At 70.3% G+C, this 18,367-nt stretch carries 11 protein-coding genes; 10 read left to right on the forward strand and 1 reads right to left on the reverse strand.

The genetic code is table 11. From position 1 onward, the window contains the following. Nucleotides 1-100 precede the first annotated feature (100 nt). Together WME82_RS45490 and sigJ are read left to right on the forward strand one after the other, a co-directional pair. Nucleotides 101-1,123 carry an NAD(P)H-dependent oxidoreductase gene (locus WME82_RS45490; RefSeq protein ID WP_438040420.1) on the forward strand — a complete coding sequence of 341 codons (1,023 nt, stop codon included), beginning with the start codon at nucleotides 101-103 and terminating at the stop codon, nucleotides 1,121-1,123. Between the two features lie 5 nt (nucleotides 1,124-1,128). Then, the gene (sigJ, locus tag WME82_RS45495; RefSeq protein ID WP_438040421.1) at nucleotides 1,129-2,010 is read left to right on the forward strand and encodes an RNA polymerase sigma factor SigJ; all 882 of its coding nucleotides are present in this window, start codon (nucleotides 1,129-1,131) and stop codon (nucleotides 2,008-2,010) included. 233 nt (nucleotides 2,011-2,243) lie between these two features. Here the strand turns inward: sigJ and WME82_RS45500 are convergent, their stop codons facing one another. After that, on the reverse strand, nucleotides 2,244-5,186 hold the full coding sequence (locus WME82_RS45500) for an SBBP repeat-containing protein (protein WP_438040422.1): 2,943 nt from the start codon (nucleotides 5,184-5,186) through the stop codon (nucleotides 2,244-2,246). A gap of 617 nt (nucleotides 5,187-5,803) precedes the next feature. Here WME82_RS45500 and WME82_RS45505 point away from each other — a divergent pair. The 8 genes from WME82_RS45505 (at nucleotide 5,804) to WME82_RS45540 (ending at nucleotide 18,367) form a co-directional block, all read left to right on the forward strand. Then, nucleotides 5,804-6,388: a TetR/AcrR family transcriptional regulator gene (locus tag WME82_RS45505; protein WP_437742660.1), complete on the forward strand. Its 585-nt coding sequence runs from the start codon at nucleotides 5,804-5,806 to the stop codon at nucleotides 6,386-6,388. Nucleotides 6,389-6,491: 103 nt separating this feature from the next. After that, complete coding sequence (locus tag WME82_RS45510; RefSeq protein ID WP_437742661.1) at nucleotides 6,492-7,244, forward strand: SDR family oxidoreductase; 753 nt, start codon at nucleotides 6,492-6,494, stop codon at nucleotides 7,242-7,244. Nucleotides 7,245-7,369: 125 nt separating this feature from the next. Further along, complete coding sequence (locus WME82_RS45515; RefSeq protein WP_438040423.1) at nucleotides 7,370-8,611, forward strand: outer membrane protein assembly factor BamB family protein; 1,242 nt, start codon at nucleotides 7,370-7,372, stop codon at nucleotides 8,609-8,611. Nucleotides 8,612-8,848: 237 nt separating this feature from the next. Next, nucleotides 8,849-10,363, forward strand: a complete 1,515-nt coding sequence (locus WME82_RS45520; RefSeq protein ID WP_438040424.1) for a M16 family metallopeptidase — start codon at nucleotides 8,849-8,851, stop codon at nucleotides 10,361-10,363. 20 nt (nucleotides 10,364-10,383) lie between these two features. Further along, entirely contained in the window at nucleotides 10,384-11,757 is a 1,374-nt protein-coding gene (locus WME82_RS45525) for a M16 family metallopeptidase (RefSeq protein WP_438040425.1), read from the forward strand. Nucleotides 11,758-11,823: 66 nt separating this feature from the next. After that, nucleotides 11,824-11,958 carry a hypothetical protein gene (locus WME82_RS45530; RefSeq protein WP_438040426.1) on the forward strand — a complete coding sequence of 45 codons (135 nt, stop codon included), beginning with the start codon at nucleotides 11,824-11,826 and terminating at the stop codon, nucleotides 11,956-11,958. Nucleotides 11,959-12,289: 331 nt separating this feature from the next. Beyond that, complete coding sequence (locus WME82_RS45535) at nucleotides 12,290-12,775, forward strand: SLATT domain-containing protein (protein ID WP_438040427.1); 486 nt, start codon at nucleotides 12,290-12,292, stop codon at nucleotides 12,773-12,775. Nucleotides 12,776-13,096: 321 nt separating this feature from the next. Then, nucleotides 13,097-18,367, forward strand: coding sequence for a pentapeptide repeat-containing protein (locus WME82_RS45540; RefSeq protein ID WP_438040428.1), 5,271 nt, complete (start codon nucleotides 13,097-13,099; stop codon nucleotides 18,365-18,367).

An 18,367-nucleotide genomic window follows, 5' to 3' on the forward strand; every position in this document is an offset into this window, starting at 1 on the left:
CGGCCTCGCCGTAGGCGTGAGCGCCTGCGTCCGGGCTGCGCCGGCGGTCACATTCCGGGGGGCTGCCTTGTCCTGGGAGCGGACCCCACCCGGAGAGGACATGAAGAGACTGCTCAGAATCGATGCAAGCGCCCGTACGCAAGGGTCGACCTCGCGGAGCGTGGCGGACTATTTCCAGGTACGCTGGACAGAATCGAATCCCGGCGGTCGCGTCATCGTTCGCGACCTCGCCCGGTATCCGGTGCCGCACCTCGACGCCGTGACCATCGCTGCGTTTCTCGCGCCCCCGCCGCCTTCCGGGGGGCCGCCGCCCGAGGGCCTCGCGCTGTCCGACGCCTTGATCGATGAGCTGAGCTCGGCCGATCACTTGCTGATCAGCAGCCCGCTGTACAACCTCACGCTGCCATCGACCCTCAAGGCCTACTTCGATCACGTCATCCGCAATGACCGTACGTTTGCACAGGTAGAAGGGCGCTACGTGGGCCTCCTCACCAGCAAGTCGGCGTCCATCGTGACGGCGCGCGGCGGCGTCGCCTCGCCCGCCGCCGAGGACGAGCTTCAGACCCGCACGCTGCGGGCGATGCTGGCCTTCATCGGCGTCACGAAGGTCGACGTGATCTCGCTGGATGGGATGAGCGGAGACGAGGCCTCTCGGTCGCGTCGCGTCGCGTGCGCGCGGGCCGAGATCGACCATCTCTTCGCCTCTCCTGGAGAGCCGGTGTGGCTCGGGCCGCTCACCGAGGAAGATCGCCGGGAGATCGGCGGGCTGCGGGCTGCGCAGGCCGCTGCCATCCGGCGGGGCGACGCGGAGGCCTACGCGGCGCTTTGCACCGACGACATCCAGCTCCTGATCCCGGGGCACGATGTCGTCTCCGGCCGCGAGCGGTTCCTCGCGTGCGAAGCGGAGCTCTTCCGGAGCGCGAGCTTCGCGTCGTTCAGCAAGACGCCGGAGCGGATCGAGCGGAGCGGCGACCTGGCCGTCGAGGTGGGCCGGCAAGAGGTGGCCATGCGGCGCGGCGGGGCCGCGGGCGTCTTCGCCGCGCGGCAGAAGTACACGCATGTTTTCCGGCGGACGGCGCAGGGCTGGCGCTTCGCCGTGCTGATGTCCAACGCCATCGAGTAACCGTCATGGATCACCGAACGCGTCTTTTCGAGAGCCACCGCCCCCTCCTCGAGGGGCTCGCTTACCGGATGCTCGGCACGCGCGCCGACGCTCTCGACATCGTGCAGGAGACGTTCTTGAAGTGGAGCCAGACAGACATCGACCAGATCCGCGACGCGCGCGCGTGGCTCGTCACGGTGTGCAGCCGCATCGCGTTGAACACGCTGCAATCGGCGCGTTCCCGGAGAGAGACGTACGTGGGCACCTGGCTGCCGGAGCCGTTGATGGAAGGTACGCGGAGCCCTGACGAGGAGCCGCAGATCGACGAGACGGTCTCGGTGGCGTTGATGCACGCCCTCGAGAGGTTGACGCCGAAGGAGCGCGCCGCGTTCCTGCTGCACGACGTGTTCGGCTACAGCTTCGACGAGATCTCCACCCTGCTCGGCAAAGAGAGCGCGGCGTGCCGGAAGCTCGCCTCCCGCGCCCGCGCGCGGGTCCGCGACGCGCGGCCGAAGTTCGCGGCGTCGTCCACCGAGCACCAGCGCCTGCTGACCGCGTTCCTGAACGCCGCCCGCGCCGGCCGGATCGACGAGCTCCGCAGCCTGCTCGCGGAGGGCGTGGAGCTCCACGCGGACGGGGGCGGCAAGGCCGAGACGGTGACCCATGTGCTGCGCGGCGCGGACGCGGTGAGCACCTTCTTCGCCCGCGTCTGGAGCGCCACGGCGCACCCCGATGGCCGCTACCGCTTCGTGCTGCGGTGGTTCAACGGCTCCCCGGGGCTCCTGGTCCACGACGAAGATCGGCTGATCTCTGCCGTGAGCGTGAGCGTCGACGAGGGCGTGATTCGAGGGATCTATGCCCACCGCAACCCAGAGAAGCTCGCAGCCTTCCTCGCGGAGGCTGGCTGAGCGGCGCGGGCCCGGCGAGGGAGGGGCTGGAGAGCAGCGGCTGACCGAGAGGAGAGGATGCGTGCGGGGGGGCCGTGCTCATGAAACGCACCTTCGGGTTCGATGCTTTGCGATGCCCGAGGTGCGAACGGAGGATGCGCGCGCTCTCCACGATCACGGACCCAGAGGCGGTGCGCCGCATCCTCGTTCGTCTCAACCCCCCCCTCACTATTTCACGGCGATTTCGGCGAACGTCAGCGCCCCTGGACCTCGAAGTTGGTCACGCCCCAGCCCTCATCGAAGAGGCCGGTCAGCCCAGTCGCGGACAGGTCGAGCGCGAGGTCGGGCGCGGAGTGCGGGAAGACCAGCTTCACGCGGTACACGGAATCGCCGTACGGATAGGCGAGGGTGTTCACCTCGAGCGCTCCCGACCCGGCCAGGCTCCCGTCCAGCGGATAGCTCTGGGAGCTCATGGTGTTGGAGAAGGACTCGCTGAGCAGCTCGACGCCGTCCGCGGAGGCGGCCCAGACGCTGGGGCCAAAGGGGCCATCGCCATCCCAAGCGTTGATGAGGTAGAGGTCGAAGCTGACGGTCAGCTCGGTGTGGGGGGCGAGATCGTCGAGCGTCAGGTGCGCCGTCTCGTTGCCGAACTGCCCCAGGAAGGTGCGGTCTCCGAGCGGGGTGACGCTGGTGACGATGGACGCCCACTCCTGGCCGATGGATCCGGTGAATTGATTGAAGTAGACGCTGCGGGGGCTGTTGATGACCGGCCCGCCCTGCCCGTGGTTCGCGAGATCCGTGGCGACCTCCTGGGCCGAGTCCGCGAAGCTCGGGTCGCCGGTGAGGCCCACGTCGAGGATGCACGTCTGCTTGATGGTCTCGTCGGTGATGCCGGCGCAGGCCTGCTCGCCCGCGGCCCTCTGCGCGGGGGTCAGGTTGTTGAGCCACGCTGGCTGCCCGGGACCGGCCGGATCGCCGCACGGCGTGCCCTGCTGGATGAGCGCGACGTCGCCCTGGGCGGCGCCCACCCGCCAGACGTCCGCGTAGCTGTTCGTGTCCTGGTACATCTCGAAGAACGTCAGCGCGCTGCTCAGCACGCTGCCGTCCCGCGCCATCATGAACTCGTTGGTGGGGTCGTTATCGGCGTTCCCGAAGAGGCCGACCATGTTGCCCACGCTGGCCGGCGGGACGAGGAAGAGCATGTCCAGGTACAGGCCGAGGACATAGCTCCTCGGACGCACCGCCAGCCGCTCTCCCGTCGGCCAGGCCAGCACGGTCCTGCCGCTCGCGGACTGGTAGACGCTCCCGCCGCCGGCGAGCGCGAGCGCGCCGCTCGACGGCACCGTCGCCTGTTGCCCGTTCAAGTAGAGCGCGCCGTTCGCGTGGAACTCCACGAGATCACCCGCGATGCGCGCGCCCACGGCCCGGCCGGTCGAGACGCCCGGCGACACGGGGCACTGCCGGATCTGGATCTCCAGATCGGGAGTGGCCGTGCTGGTCGCCATCACGAAGTCGCCCTCCCCCTGGAAGTCGAAGGCGACATTATCGAAGCTGACGTAATGGGGGTCTCCCGAGCACACGGCGGGCTTGCAGGATGAATCAGCGGTGTCCACGCGGCACCCCTTCATGACCTTGACGAGGAGGGCGTCGCTACCACCGCCGCCGAAGGAGTGACCGCAGAACGGCGCGTCCGTCCTGCCCGTCAGGAAGACGTTGCCCCTCGGATCGACGGCGACGCCTTGTCCCGCCTCCGTCGCGTTCGTGCCGATGTACTCGGTGCGCAGGTGTGCCCCCGCGGTGCTGTACTCGCGCAGGTACATGTCCGCGCTCCCGAGGGACGCGTCGGAGTCGAGGTCGCGGGCGGTCTGGCCGGTCAACACGACAGATCCACCGATGACGGCCACCGACGTAGCGGAGACGTTCTCGCTCGCCGTTGTCTGCCGGATCCACTGCGTCGTGAGGCTCGCGTCCAGCTTGGCGAGGAAGGCGTCATACGCCGTCGAAGAGGCATAAGGGGGGAAGTTCCCGTTCGTCGTGCCGGAGACGTAGACGACGGTTTGACCCGACTCCACCGCAGTGGTCAGGCTGAACGCCTGGTCCTGGAGGTTCGTGCCGAGGAGAGCCACCCCGCCCAGAGCACCGCTGTCGCTGTAGCGGGCGACGAAGGCGTCAGCGCTGCCGCCCGCGTACGGTTGGCCTGCCAGCGCGCCGGTGGTGTAACCGGCGACGTAGACCTGCCCATCGGCTCCGACGGACACGCTGCGCGCGATGGTCGTCCTGTTGTTCACTCCGAGCTGCCTGGTCCAGACAGGATCGCCGCTCGCCGAATACTTCGCCACGAACAGCGACGTCGTGCCGCTCGTCGGCGGCGGGTTCACCCCGGCGAGATTCCCGCCTGTGGAGCCCACCACATAGACGCTGCCGTCAGGCGCGTGGGCCACAGACCACGCTTGATCCACCACAGCCGTACCGAACTGGCGCCGCCACGCCTCGGTCCCGTTTGCGTTCAGCTTGACGAGGAAGGCGTCCGACGATCCCTTGTGCTGGCCGGCTTCGATCGCGCCGCTCGTGTGGCCGACCACGTAGAGCGACTCGTTGCCGCTCGCGGGGCACTGGGCCGAGGAGACGGCGACGCTCGTCGCCTGGTCGCTCGCCGACGTGCCGACCTGCGCGCCCCACAACAGGTTCCCGTCCTGCCCGACCTTGCGGATGAAGGCGTCACTCGCGCCGCTGTTCACCTCGCCCGAGATGGCCCCGGTGGTGGACCCGACCTGGTAGACGGCGTCGCAGGACGCGGCGACCGCGTTCCCGAGATCGGCGCCGGTCGTGGGAGTCTCGTCATGCCACGTGAATCCCTCGAAGCTGGGGCAGGTCACGTTTTGCAAGGGGAGCGGCAGGCCCTTCGGGCTATCTCTCCGCGTGGGGTCGAACGGGAGGGTGGACAGGGGGGAGTCGTCCTCCTTGGGCCTCAGCTCCTCCTCGGTCGCGCTGGTATCGTCGTTCAGCTCCCCGGCGGGGGCGAGATCGTCCCCCTCCGCTCCGGAGCCGTCGTCCCCGGAGGAGATCGGCGCAGCCTGGTCGGGCTGGGGGCCTCTCGTCGAGCCCACCGGCAGAGGATCGCCGGTCGAGCCGCTGCAAGCGGCGACGCCCGCTGCCAGGATGCACACGGAGAGCGTCTCACAATGAAATCGTTTCATGCTTGAACCTCGCAGTGAATGATTCGAACTCGAAATGGCCCTGAGGCTGGGAGAAACCGATGTTTCATTCTCTTTGCTGGTGGCCCCCGTACTATCGAGCCTGTGTGAGGTCGCGCGCCCGGCCTTGACGCCGCCGGTCCTCGACGAGCGCGCGTTCCTCGCCGCCGAAAGCTCGGAGCTTCCGGATAGCCCCTCATCGCGCTCCAATTCTCGCGGGGGTCGCGGGGGGTGCGGGCGTCATGAGCAACGAGCGTGCCTGACGTTTCAATCTTCAGATCTGCACCACCTGGCCGCAGGCCGAGCTCCTCGGCTGAGCCCGTACCGCGCGCAGGTGAGCGCCGCTCCAGGGACGGGATTGTTCCGCCTCCGTGCAGGGGGCAACTGCGGCAGCGTGCTCGTCACCCAGGGACGCAGCGCTTCATCCAGGGACGCGGGCTCCATCGCGGCCCCCATCCCCAGCTGGACGCCCATGGGGCGCCCTCGGCTGGTGCGCTGCCGCCCCGCGGTCGAGCACACGGCGCTCCCGGCGCCCCGACGGCCAGAGCCGCAGGAAAGCAGGCCCGGTGCCCTGCTCTTTTTTTCTGGACTCAATAGTCCAGAACGATCATGCTCTCTCCGTGGCCCGTCCCAAGGAGTTCGATCGCGACGAGGTGCTCCGGCGCGCCATCCCGGTCTTCTGGGAGAAGGGCTTCGCCGGCACCTCGACCGAAGATCTCGTCCGTGCCATGGGGATCGGCCGACAGAGCCTCTACGACACGTTCGGCGACAAGCGACGCTTGTTCCTCGAGGCGCTCCGCGCCTACAACGCCGACAGCATCGCCTCGGTGATCAAGGAGCTCCGGGCCGGACCGAGCGCGCTCGCGGCGCTCGAGCGTGTCCTCGTCGACCTCGCCGAGGAGCACGGCGCGGCGCGCTCCCTCGGCTGCATGGGCGTGAACGCCGTCTGCGAGCTCGCCCGCGAGGACGACGAGGTGCGCGCGCTCACTGCGACCAGCGCCGCGCTGCTGGAGACCGTGCTCAAGGACGTCATCGACGACGGCAAGGTGAAGGGTGACATCGGCCGCGCGGTCGACAGCCGCGCGGCCGCTCGCTTCCTCGCGACCACGCTCAGCGGGATGAAGGTGCAGGCCAAGGCCGGCGCATCGACCGAAGCCCTCCGCGACGTCGCGGCCTTCGCGGTCCAGAGCCTGCGCCCGCGCTGATCGCGCGGCGGCCGCTCCGGGCCCCGCCCTCGCCGCGCGCTATTTTTGACTGATCGTTCAAGTAAATCGAAGCACAACAGCCAACGACACAAAGGAGCTCAACATGAACAACGACATCGGGCCGCTCGCGGGGAAGAAGGCGATCGTCATCGGCGGATCGCGCGGCATCGGCGCGGCCATCGTGAAGCGCCTCGCGCGGGAGGGCGCGGCGGTCGCCTTCACCTACGTGAGCAGGCCGGACCGGGCGCGAGAGCTCGTCGCGGCCGTCGAATCCGAGGGGGGGCGCGCCATCGCCCTTCAGGCCGACAGCGCCGATGCGAGCGCGCTCGAGCGCGCGATCGCCGAGGGCGCGAGGGCGCTCGGCGGGCTCGACGTCCTCGTGAACAACGCCGGCATCCTGATCTTCGGCAACGTGGAGGAATACAGTCTCGAGGACTTCGACAGGATGCTCGCCGTCAACGTGCGCGGCGTGTTCGTCGCCGCCAAGGCCGCGGCGAACCACCTCTCGCGCGGCGGGAAGATCCTCGTCATCGGCAGCAACATCGCCGAGCGCGCGATGCTCGCCGGCTCGGCCGTGTACGGGATGACGAAGGCCGCGGTCGCCCGGCTGGTGCGCGGGCTGGCGCTGGATCTGGCCCCGCGCGGGATCTCGGTCATCAACGTCCAGCCTGGCCCGACGACGACCGACATGATGCCGGCCGACGGCCCGCACGTCGACTGGGTGCGCAACATGAGCCCCGAGAAGCGCATCGCCGACCCCGACGAGATCGCGCGGTTCGTCACGTACCTGGCCCGGCCCGAGTCGACCTACATCAACGGCGTGAGCCTGACGATCGACGGCGCCTTCTCGGCGTGAGCTGCCAGAGCGCTGCTCGCAGAAACCCCCTCACTTGCTCGGTGAGCCGAAGCCACGCTACGACCGGCGCAGGAACACACCGCATGCGGGGGATCGCCGGAACGTGGACGCAGGTGCCCGAGATCATGGATTCGAACAGGGCTATTCCGGCCACGGCCCGCGGACGAGCCCCGCGCCCGCGCGCGCTCTGTGCCGCCGCCCGCGCCCGCGCGCCGCTCGTCCCTGTTTGCGCTGCGCTCGCGGCCCTGTCCGTCGCCTGCGGCGGCGGCCAGACGCAGGGCGAGGCGTTCGACCCGCGCTGGAAGGACGACGGCGGCGCGGGCATCGCGGCCTTCCAGCGGCGGTTCGCGGGCAGGCGCATCCCCCTCGGCGCCGACGTGGCGGTCGGCGTCGTCGCGGGCGCGGGCGCGCCCGAGCTCGTCGGGGTGCCGCTCGACGGCGGCCCGGCGTGGACCTTCGCGCACCCGCTCGACGCGCGCCCGGCCGTCGCGGGGAGCGTCGTCGTCGGGCTCGGCCGGGGCGAGCTGTTCGCCCTCGACGCGCGCACCGGGGAGCTGCTCTGGACGCGGCGCGCCGGGGGCAGGCTCCGCGGCGCGGGTGACGACGGCGAGACCACCGTGGTCTCGCTCGTGTCGACCACCGGCACCACGAGCGTCGTGCTCGCGGTGAGCCGCGAGGGCCTCGTGCTGCGCCAGATCGAGGACTCCGCCGCCATCGGCGTGCCCGCGGTCGTGGGGCGCTACGCGTTCCTGCCCTGGCAGGGGCGCTACGTCACGGTGTTCGACCTGCAGACCGGCGGCGAGGTGGCGCGGGCGCTGCTCCGCACCGAGGTGAGCCGCGCCTTCCTGCTCGGCGGGGCGGTCTTCTTCGGCGGCGAGGCGGCGACGCGGTTCGACGCCCTCATCGGGCTCGGCGCGGCCGGGCGCGCGTCGACCGCGCGGCTGCCGGCGCGCGAGCTGCCCGGGGCGCCGGTCTGGATGACCGCCGGGACCGAGGTGCTCGCGCCGACCGCCTCGGCCGAGGACAGGGCGCGGCTCTACGCCCGCCCCCGGCCGGCCGGCCCGCCGGGCATCGAGGCGGAGCGCTATGTGGCGACGTACTACCGGGCCGCGGTCGGCCTCGACGCGCGCTCCGGCGCGCTCGCCTGGGCGCACGCCGGCGAGGCCGACTTCCTCGGCGGCGCCGCCTACACGGGCGGCTTCGCGCTGTGCGACGCGCGCGGCGGGATCTCGTTCCTCGAAGCGCAGCGCGGGGCCGTGGCGGGGCGCGCGTCGCTCGGCAGGCCGATCCAGGCGTGCGTGGTGCAGGCCGACGGGATCACCGCTGCGTCGATCGGCGCGAGGCCTGTGGAGACCCGCGGAGACTGAAGCGCCGTGTCGGCGGAGGCCTGACCGGTCGAGTTCGTCCTTGGCGCCTCGAAGGAGGAGGCCGCGGCGACCTGCGAACGGGCGCGATCGCGACGGCGACGACTACCCCATTGCCATGTCTCTGCGCAGCATCAGGTGATCGACATCGCGCTGGCATCATCCCACGGTGCATAGCCGCCCTGGCCGGCCGCTCCTCTGGCCCGCCTTTGATCCGCAGTCCTTGCCAAGGCGCCCACGATGCTCCTGCCCTCGAACCGGATCCGCCTTCTCGCCCTCGCGCTCGCCACCTCGCTCTGCGCTGGCGCGGCCTGTACCAGCGACGCGCCCAGCTCTGCTTCGCCGCGGCCCGCCGCGCCCGCGCCGCCCGGCGCCCCGGCCCGGCTCCAGGTCGACGTCGCGTACCACAAGCTCGACAACGGCCTGAAGGTCGTCCTCTCGCGCGATACGACGGCCCCCATCGCGACAGTCGCCGTCTATTACGGCATCGGCTTCCGCAACGAGCCCAAAGATCGGACCGGGTTCGCCCACCTGTTCGAGCACATGATGTTCCAGGGCTCGCAGAACCTGGGAAAGATGGGGTTCATCCGGCTCGTCAACGCGCACGGCGGAGTCCTCAACGGCTCGACCCGGTTCGACCTCACCAACTACTGGGAGACCGTTCCTTCCAACACCGTGGAGGTCATGCTCTGGGCCGAGGCCGACCGGATGCGGGGCCTCGACATCACCGAGGAGAACCTCGCGAACCAGAAGGACGTCGTGAAGAACGAGGTGAAGGGCGGCATCCTCAACACCCCGTACGGCGGCTTCCCGTGGCTCGACATGCCGCAGTTCGCCAACGAGAACTGGCACAACGCGCACAACTTCTACGGCGAGTTCAGGGATCTCGACGCCGCGACGCTCGAGGACGTGACGGCGTTCTTCCGCACCTACTACGCGCCGAACAACGCGGTCGTGGCGGTCGTCGGCGAGTTCGATCCGGCGCAGACGCTCGCGTGGGTCAAGGAGCACCTCGGCGACATCCCGCGGTCCCCGCAGCCGGAGCGGCCCGACACCGCCGAGCCGCGCCAGGAGGAGGAGAAGCGCGCCAGCAGGACCGACGCGCTCGCCACCCGCCCCGCCCTCGCTGTCGCTTACCACGCCCCGCCGCGCAACACGCCCGAGTACTACGCGATGGGCCTGCTCCATCAGATCCTGCTCCGAGGCGATGACAGCCGCCTGCATCAGGCCCTCGTGCAGCGGCGCGGCCTCACCGGCGGCGTGGGTGGGGGCATCAATGTGGGGCTCGGGAACATGTTCAACATCAACGGCCCGGCGCTGTGGACCGCCCATCTCATCCACGACGCCGACAAGCCCGCGGACGTGATCCTCGCGGCGATCGACGAGGAGATCGAGCGGGTCCGGCGCGAGCCCGTCGATCGGGCGACCCTGGAGCTCGCCGTGCTGAAGGCTCGCTCCGAGCTCTACGACCTTGTCGACTCGGAGCACGGCCTCGGCCGGGCGGACCTGCTCGCCTGCTTTGCGCTCTTCGACGACGATCCGCAGCGGCTCAACCGGATCGAGGGGGAGCTCGCCCGGATCACGCCAGAGCTCCTGCATGCGACCGCGCGCGAGTACCTGAGGCCGACGAACCGGACGGTGCTCACCGTTGCCCCCGGGGCCGCGGAGGAGCCGGCCGCTGCGGAGGAGCCGGCCGCGGGCAGCCTGCCGCAGGGGCAAACCCAGACGAAGAGCCCGAAGAGGGCCGACAGGTAGGTAGACGGAGAAAGGCCCTCATGAAACGCGCTGTGCTCACCACGCTCGCCTCGCTCACCCTCCTCGGCGCTGCGGCGCGCGCCGAAGGGCCGCCCCGACCAGGCCCCCCCAGGGACGTCGACGTCCCATCGACCACGGAGCTCACGTTGCCGAACGGGATGCGGGCCACCTTGATCCCCTTTGGCACCTTGCCGAAGGTGACGGTGGATCTCTCGGTGCGCACGGGCAACATCGATGAGGCCGCCGATCAGGTCTGGCTGTCTGGCCTGACCGGCGAGCTGATGGAGGAGGGCACCACCACCCGGAGCGCGGAGGAGATCGCGCTGGCCGCGGCCCGCATGGGCGGGCAGCTCGCGGTCGACGTCGGCTTCGATACGACGGAGATCGAGGGCGACGCGCTCTCCGAGTGCGGCCCGGAGCTGGTGAAGCTCATCGCCGACGTGGCGCAGCGGCCGAGGCTGCCGGAGGCCGATGTGCCCCGGATCCGGGCGGACCTGCTCCGCGCCCTGTCGATCGCGAAGTCCGATCCCGCGCAGCTCGCCCGGGAGAAGCTCGGCGCCCTGCTCTATCCCGGGCACCCCTATGGCCGCCTGTTCCCCGAGCCGGCCATGCTGAAAGGGTACTCGGCCGCGCACGCCCGCGCCTTCCACGAGGCGAACTTCGCGGCGGCGCGCGCGCACCTCTATGTGGCTGGGCGGTTCGACGTGGCCGGGGTGGAGGCTGCGATCCGCGACGCCTTCGGCAGCTGGAAGCGCGGCGCGGAGCCCAAACGCACGCCTCCGGTCGGCCGGAGCGCCCGGGAGATCCACGTCATCGACCGGCCCGGCGCGCCGCAGTCGGTCGTGCGCCTGGCCCTGCCGGTGATCGAGCGCCGCCACCCCGACAGCATCGCTCTCGAGGTGACGAACGCGCTGCTCGGCGGGGCCTTCTCGTCCCGCATCACAAGCAACATCCGCGAGCAGAAGGGGTATACGTACTCGCCCGTGAGCGTGCTCGTGGACCACCGGAGGACCGCATACTGGGTGGAGGCCGCCGAGATCACGACGGCTGTCACGGGTCCCGCGCTCAAGGAGATCTTCGCCGAGATCGACCGGCTCCAGGCCGAGCCGCCTTCGCAGGAGGAGCTGTCCTCGATCAAGCGCTACATGGCCGGCGCGTTCGCGCTGCAGATGTCGTCGCGGGGCAGCCTCATCAACGCGCTCGAGGACGTGGACCTCCAGGGGCTGCCGGACGATCACCTGGACACCTACGTGGAGCGCGTCCTCGCGGTGACCCCGGAGGACGTGCGACGTGTGGCGCAGAAGTACCTCGACGACTCGCGGATGACGATCGTGATCGCCGGGGATCGGGCAGCCATCGAGGCGCAGATCAAGCCGTTCGCCACCATCAGGTGATCGCCGCGCCGGGGATCCGGCCCGGGCCCTTCACCCGGGAAGGCAGAGCGCATCTCGAACGTCGAGGTGAGCCGCACGTCGCGCGCCTATCCCGCCAATTGCGCGGCGGACATCCCGTACGCGTACTCCTCTGCGCTGACGAGCGACGCGAACGCCGTGAAGACGCTCGTGCCCGCGTCGGCCGGAGTTGGAAAGCTCTGAGCGGCAAATAGAGCTGCCAGGCTCCCGGCGCGATCGGCGTTTGATGCCGACATCTGGATTCGCTGGCCCCTCGGCCGGGTGCGATGATGTGGGGGCAGCCGTCGAGCGGCGGAGGTCTTCGTGAGCGGCATGGACGGATCTCCTGCGCGTAGGGTTCGCCTGCGGCTGAGGAGGGACCGAGGATGGCTCCCGGTTGGCTCTCTACGACATCCCGGCCGACTTGATCCACCGTCAGCGGTGCGCGTAGCCTCGACCTGCACGCCTCGGGTGCGATACGCAGCGGCGAACTGGAAGCGCGCTCTCCTCGAGAGACAGCAAAGTTCGAATCACCATGGCCGACGAGATTGACGCGGTAAGTTATGCGGGGAAGTGGCGCCTGCACTTCGAAAGAAAGGCGGATCACAACAAGGCCGAGGCGTTGATCTGCTTCACCGCCACTGTCGCATGCACGTTGGTGGCGCCGGTCTTCGTCATGCTCGGCGAGGGGTTCTGGCTGAGCAAGCTGGTGCCGTCGCTGCTCTCGCTGCTGGCAGCGGGAATGACGACATGGCTCCAGCTGAGAAAGCCTCAGCAGCTTTGGGCGCTGTACCGCACCTGTCAGCGGCGTATCGAGGATCTGCAGGCGGCACATTCGTTCGGATTCGCAGGCTTCGAGAGAGCGGCCGACCGCGATCGCCTGCTCGCCAAGCGGGTCGCTGAGATCGTGATGTTCTCGCATGAGCAATGGGTCCCCTTGGTGCCAAGCCCGGAAAACATCGGTTCGCTCACGGAGTCGAGGCTTCGAAGAGCTCCGGACGCAGAGGATGGCAATGCGTAGATAGATCGCTGCGGTCGCGCCACCTCGTCGAGCCCGACGAGCTCCGGCGTCGGGCCGAACCGAGCTTTCTCCGCGGCGTCTTCCGGAGCACCTCGACCTGCGCTGGGGTAAACGCGTGCATTGGGTCCACCGCGGGCGCCGGGTCGTGGGCGACCAGCGCCAGCTCATCGCGGTACAGGCTCGAGATCGCCCCGGCGCCGCGGAGCTCGACCACCTGCGGGTGTCGCCGCGGACCGATTCTCTCCGAAGCGCCCTCCCAGGCGAAGGCGACGTCGCTCACTCTATTGCGGCGCCTCTCGCTCCGGCTGCACCATGCCTTGCGTGGCGAAGGCGCAGCACGACGCGGCGGAGGCGCGGTACGGGGGCCGGGGAGGCGCGGACGCAGGCGCGGAGGTCGACGTCGGGCCGATCGACGTGCTCGTGGTCGTGGCGCTCCAGGACGAGCTCGAGGGGGTGCTCGCGCAGGGCGATGGCGGCGCCGCGGGGTGGCGCGAGCTGCGGGACCTCGGCGGCTTTCGCTACTACCGGCGCGCCTTTCCGAGCGCTCATGGCGGGTCGCTCGCGGTGGCCGCGGCGTGGATCGGCGAGGCGGGCCAGCGCACGGCGGCGATCCGGGGGCAGCAGCTCCTCTCCGAGCTCGATCCTGCGTGCCTCGCGATGTGCGGCATCTGCGCGGGCGACCCCCGCAAGGTGGCGCTCGGCGACGTGATCGTGGCCGACCGGCTCTACAGCTTCGACGAGGGCAAACGCGTCGCGCCGCCGGGCAAGGAGGCGGAGCGCCTCCACGACGTGCGCACCTTCGATCTCGCGGCCACGTGGAAGATGGACGCCGCCTTCCTCGCGCGCGAGCTCGACCTCGCGGCGCTCTCCCGCGAGCGCCCGCCCTCCCGGGAGTCCCAGCAGCGGTGGCTCCTCGACGCCCTCCACGTGCACGAGGCGGAGGGTGGGCCCTCGCCGGTGGCGCACGCGGACCGGAGGCGCGCCTGCCCGGGGTGGACCGCGCGGGTCAAGGAGGCCGTGAAGGACGGGCTCGCCGCGATGAAGGGCGGCGCGCTGCGCCTCACCGACGCCGGGCGGGAGAAGGCGCTGGAGGAGCGGCTGCTCCACCCGGACGGTCCGCCGTCCGATCCGCCGCTCTGCGTGCATGTCGGGGCCGTCGCCACGCTCGCGGCGGTGGTGCAGGATCCGGGCGTCTGGCGCGACCTCCAGCGCGTGGTGCGGGGCACGCTGGGCCTGGAGATGGAGGGCGCGGCGATCGGCGACCTCGCGGGCCGCTGCCAGAAGCGCTCGATCTTCGTGAAGGCGGTGAGCGATCACGCCGACCTCGCCAAGGACGACGGCTTCCGCGCGTTCGCGTGCCGCGCCTCGGCGGCGGTGCTTGTCGCGTTCCTGCAGAAGCACCTCGCGCCGGCGCCGCGGCCGGAGCGCGAGCTGCCGGGGCGGCGCGGGCCGGCCGGAGAGGTGGATTGCACCTCGGGCGACGGTGAGCGCGGCGAGCGCGCGTTCGAGGAGCGGCACGACGGCTTCCTCCAGCGCATCGAGCGGGTGGCGCTGCTGCGCACGCCCGGCGCGACCGTCACGAGGCACCGGACGCCGCCCCCGTTCGCGGGCGTGATCGAGCTGGCGGCGCGGGACGGATCGCTCGTCGACCTGCGGGTGATCGGCGCGCTCGATCAGTCGATCACGGAGGAGCTCGTCGCGCGCTACGTGACCGAGGTGGAGCGCCCGTTCCGGGAGCAGGATCCGCTGCTCCGATCGACGCTGATCCACGCGGGCCCGCAGGCGCCGCCGGCGCTGATCGAGCGCGCATGGCGCCGCGGCGTCGTGCTCAAGAGCTTCTCGGAGTACCAGGGGCTCATCGACTTCGGCCGGTACCTCGTGCGGCAGACGGACCGGCTCGAGGCGGACCCGATCTACCCGCCGTGGCTCTACGTCGAGCAGCCGGCCGTGGTGAGCCTCGGCGACCGCGAGAAGAGCGTCACGGAGAGCGCGCTCGCGTCGCTGTGGGAGCTGCTCGACGCGCCCCGCCGGCGCTTCGTGCTGGTGCTCGGCGACTTCGGCGCGGGCAAGACGTTCCTCTTGCACGAGCTCGCGCGGCGGATGGTGAGGGAGGAGCACCCGCTCGTGCCGGTGCTCATCGAGATGAGCCGGCTCGAGAAGCAGCGCTCGCTGAGCGTGCTTGTCGCGCAGCACTTCGCGCTCGCGGACGAGCCGATCGACCCGCGCGCCTTCGGCTACATGCTGGCCGAGGGGCGGATCGCGCTGCTGTTCGACGGCTTCGACGAGCTCGCCCTGCGGCTGACGTACGACCGGGTGCTCGAGCACTTCGAGACCGTGATGCAGGCGGCCGAGGGGATCGCGAAGGTGGTGGTGACCAGCCGGACGCAGCACTTCCTCGATGACCGGCAGATCGAGCAGGAGCTCGCCCGGCGGGCGGAGCAGGTGCAGGGCTACCGGCTCGTGCAGCTGGAGGGGTTCGGGCAGCCACAGATCCGGCGGTTCCTGGGCAACCTGATCCCCGAGCCCGCGGAGGCCGAGGCCCGGTACCGGCTGCTCCACGAGGTCAGCGATCTGCTCGGGCTCTCGGAGAACCCGCGCATGCTCGGGTTCATCGCGAAGATCGAGGAGAGAAAGCTCCTCGAAGCCAAGGAGGGGACGGGGGAGATCACCGCGGCCAAGCTGTACGAGCTGCTCGTGGAGCAGTGGCTCGACCACGAGCACCGGCGTGCCAACCCGCGGGGAGCGCCGCGCGGCATCTCGCGCGAGGCGCTCCGGGGCGCGATGACCGAGCTCGCGCGGCTGCTGTGGGACCGGCGGGCGCGCGCGGTCGGAATCGCCGAGCTGCCGGAGAGCCTCGTGAAGGGCGTACAGCCGAAGGACGGGCCGCCGCTGGAGCGGGCGATGGTCGAGTTCCTGATCGGCTCGGGATCGCTGCTCGTGCGGGACGCGGAGGGTGCCTTCTCGTTCGTCCACCGCTCGGTCCTCGAGTGGCTCGTGGCCGAGGCGGCGGCGCGGGAGGTGAATGACACAGGGGACAGCGCGGCGCTCGCGGCCGACGAGATGAGCGAGCTGATGGTGGACTTCTTCGTGTCGCTCGCGGGGCGCGAGCAGGCGGCGGCGTGGGCGGCGCGGGTGCTGCACGGGGCGGCCAAGGGGCATGCGAAGGACAACGGGCTGCGGATCGTGCGCTTGCTGGAGAAGAGCGAGCAGGGGGCGGCGGTCGTCGGGGAGGACGAGATCGAGGTGGTCGAGGGCGTGAACCTGGCCGGCCAGGACCTGAGCGGGCAGAACCTCAACCGCGCGGATCTTCGGAGCGCCAATCTGGCGAGCGCCAACCTCACGAACGCCGCGCTGGTCGAGGCCAGGCTGGCCGGCGCCTCGCTCCTCTCGGCGCGGCTTGGACGGGCGGATCTGCGCGGCGCTTCGCTGATGGGCGCCGATCTCCGGGGCGCGGACCTGTCGTTTGCTCGCCTCGTGGACGCGGATTTGACCGGTGCGGATCTCGCTGGGGCGACGCTGCGCGGCGCCAAGCTGGTCGGCGCCCGGGGGGTGGCCGTCGCGTCGCTCGTGGCGGAAGGGGCGGCACCACCTCGGCCTTCCGGGGCTGACCTGATGTGGATACCGGCGTCATCGTGCAACGCGGTGGCCTGGAATCCCTCGGGAGATCTCCTCGCGACGGGCCATGGCGACGGCTCGGTCCGGCTCTGGGATGTGGTCTCCGGGCGAGCCATCCGGGGGATAGCTGGACACCTCGGTCCGGTGAACAGCGTGGCGTTCAGCCCTGATGGCCGGACGCTGGCCTCGGGGTCGGATGACTCGAGCGTGAGGTTGTGGAAGGTCGAAAGCGGGCGAGTCCTCCGCGTCTTCGAGGGCCATGGCGTCGGGGTGAGGAGCGTCGTGTTCAGCGCTGACGGCCGAACGCTGGCCTCGGGGGCGGGGCGCGCAATGCGCTTGTGGAAGGTCGAGAGCGGGCACGTCCTCCGCGTCTTCGAGGGTCATGGCAACTGGGTGAACAGCGTTGTGTTCAGCCCTGATGGCCGGACGCTTGCTTCGGCGTCGGATGACATGACCGTGAGGTTGTGGGAGGTCGAGAGCGGCCGAGCCCTCCGTGTCTTCGAGGGCCATGGCCTGATGGTGACGAGCGTGGCGTTCAGGCCTGATGGCCGAACGCTTGCTTCGGGGTCGCGGGACATGACCGTGAGGTTGTGGGAGGTCGAGAGCGGGCGAGCCCTCCGTGTCTTCGAGGGCCATGGCGCCCGGGTGAACAGCGTCGTATTCAGCCCTGACGGCCGGACGCTGGCCTCGGGGTCGAATGATACAACCGTGAGGTTGTGGGAGGTCGACAGCGGGCAGGTCCTCCGCGTCTTCGAGAGCCACAGCCATGACGTGATGAGCGTGGCGTTCAGCCCTGATGGCCGGACGCTGGCCTTGGAGCCGAATGATACGACCGTGAGGTTGTGGGAGGTCGAGAGCGGTCGAGTCCTTCGCATCTTGGGGGGACATAACAAGGTGGCGACGAGCGTGGTGTTCAGTCCTGACGGCCGGACGCTGGCCTCGGGGTCGCATGACACGAACGTGAGGTTGTGGGAGGTCGAGAGCGGTCGAGTCCTCCGTGTCTTCGAGAGCCACAGCCATCACGTGATGAGCGTGGCGTTCAGCCCTGATGGCCGGACGCTTGCTTCGGGGTCGCATGACACGACCGTGAGGTTGTGGGAGGTCGAGAGCGGGCGAGCCCTCGGCACCTTGGGCGATCATGGCAAGGCGGTGACGAGCGTGGGATTCAGCCCTGATGGCCGGATGCTGGCCTCGGGGTCGAATGACACGACCGTGAGGTTGTGGGAGGTCGAGAGCGGGCGAGCCCTCCGCGTCTTCGAGGGCCATGGCAAGGCGGCGACGAGCGTGGTGTTCAGTCCTGACGGCCGAACGCTGGCCTCGGGTTCGTACGATACGATCGTGAGGTTGTGGGAGGCCGAGAGCGGCCGAGTCCTCCGCACCTTTGGGGGTCATGGCAAGGTGGTGACGAGCGTGGTGTTCAGCCCCGATGGCCGGATGCTGGCCTCGGGGTCGAATGACACGACCGTGAGGTTGTGGGACGTCGAAAGCGGGCGAGCGCTCCGTGTCTTCGAGGACCATGGCAAGGGGGCGACGAGCGTGGCGTTCAGCCCTGACGGCCGAACGTTGGCCTCGGGTTCGTACGATACGATCGTGAGGTTGTGGGAGGCCGGAAGCGGTCGAGCCCTCGGCGCTCTCAAGGGCCACACTGCCCCTGTGGTGAGCGTCGCCTTCAGCCCTGACGGCACGCTCCTCGCTTCTGCCTCGACCGACGGCACCCTCCGCCTCTGGCGGGTTGCCACCGGCCGATGCCTCGCGATCCTCCTGCCCTGCGCCGAGGGATGGGCCGCCTTCACCCCCGACGGTCGTTACAGGTTCGGCGGCGACATCGCAGGTTCCTTCTGGCACGTGATCGGCCTCTGCCGCTTCGAGCCCGGCGAGCTCGATCCCTACCTGCCGAACCCCCTCCGCCTCCCCGACGACGAGCCCCTCATCGCGCTCCCGCCCACTGGAACGCCGTCCGGGAGCGGCATGGTATAG

This window comes from Sorangium sp. So ce128 (assembly GCF_051525245.1).
In the GTDB taxonomy this organism is placed as follows: domain Bacteria; phylum Myxococcota_A; class Polyangia; order Polyangiales; family Polyangiaceae; genus Sorangium; species Sorangium cellulosum_B.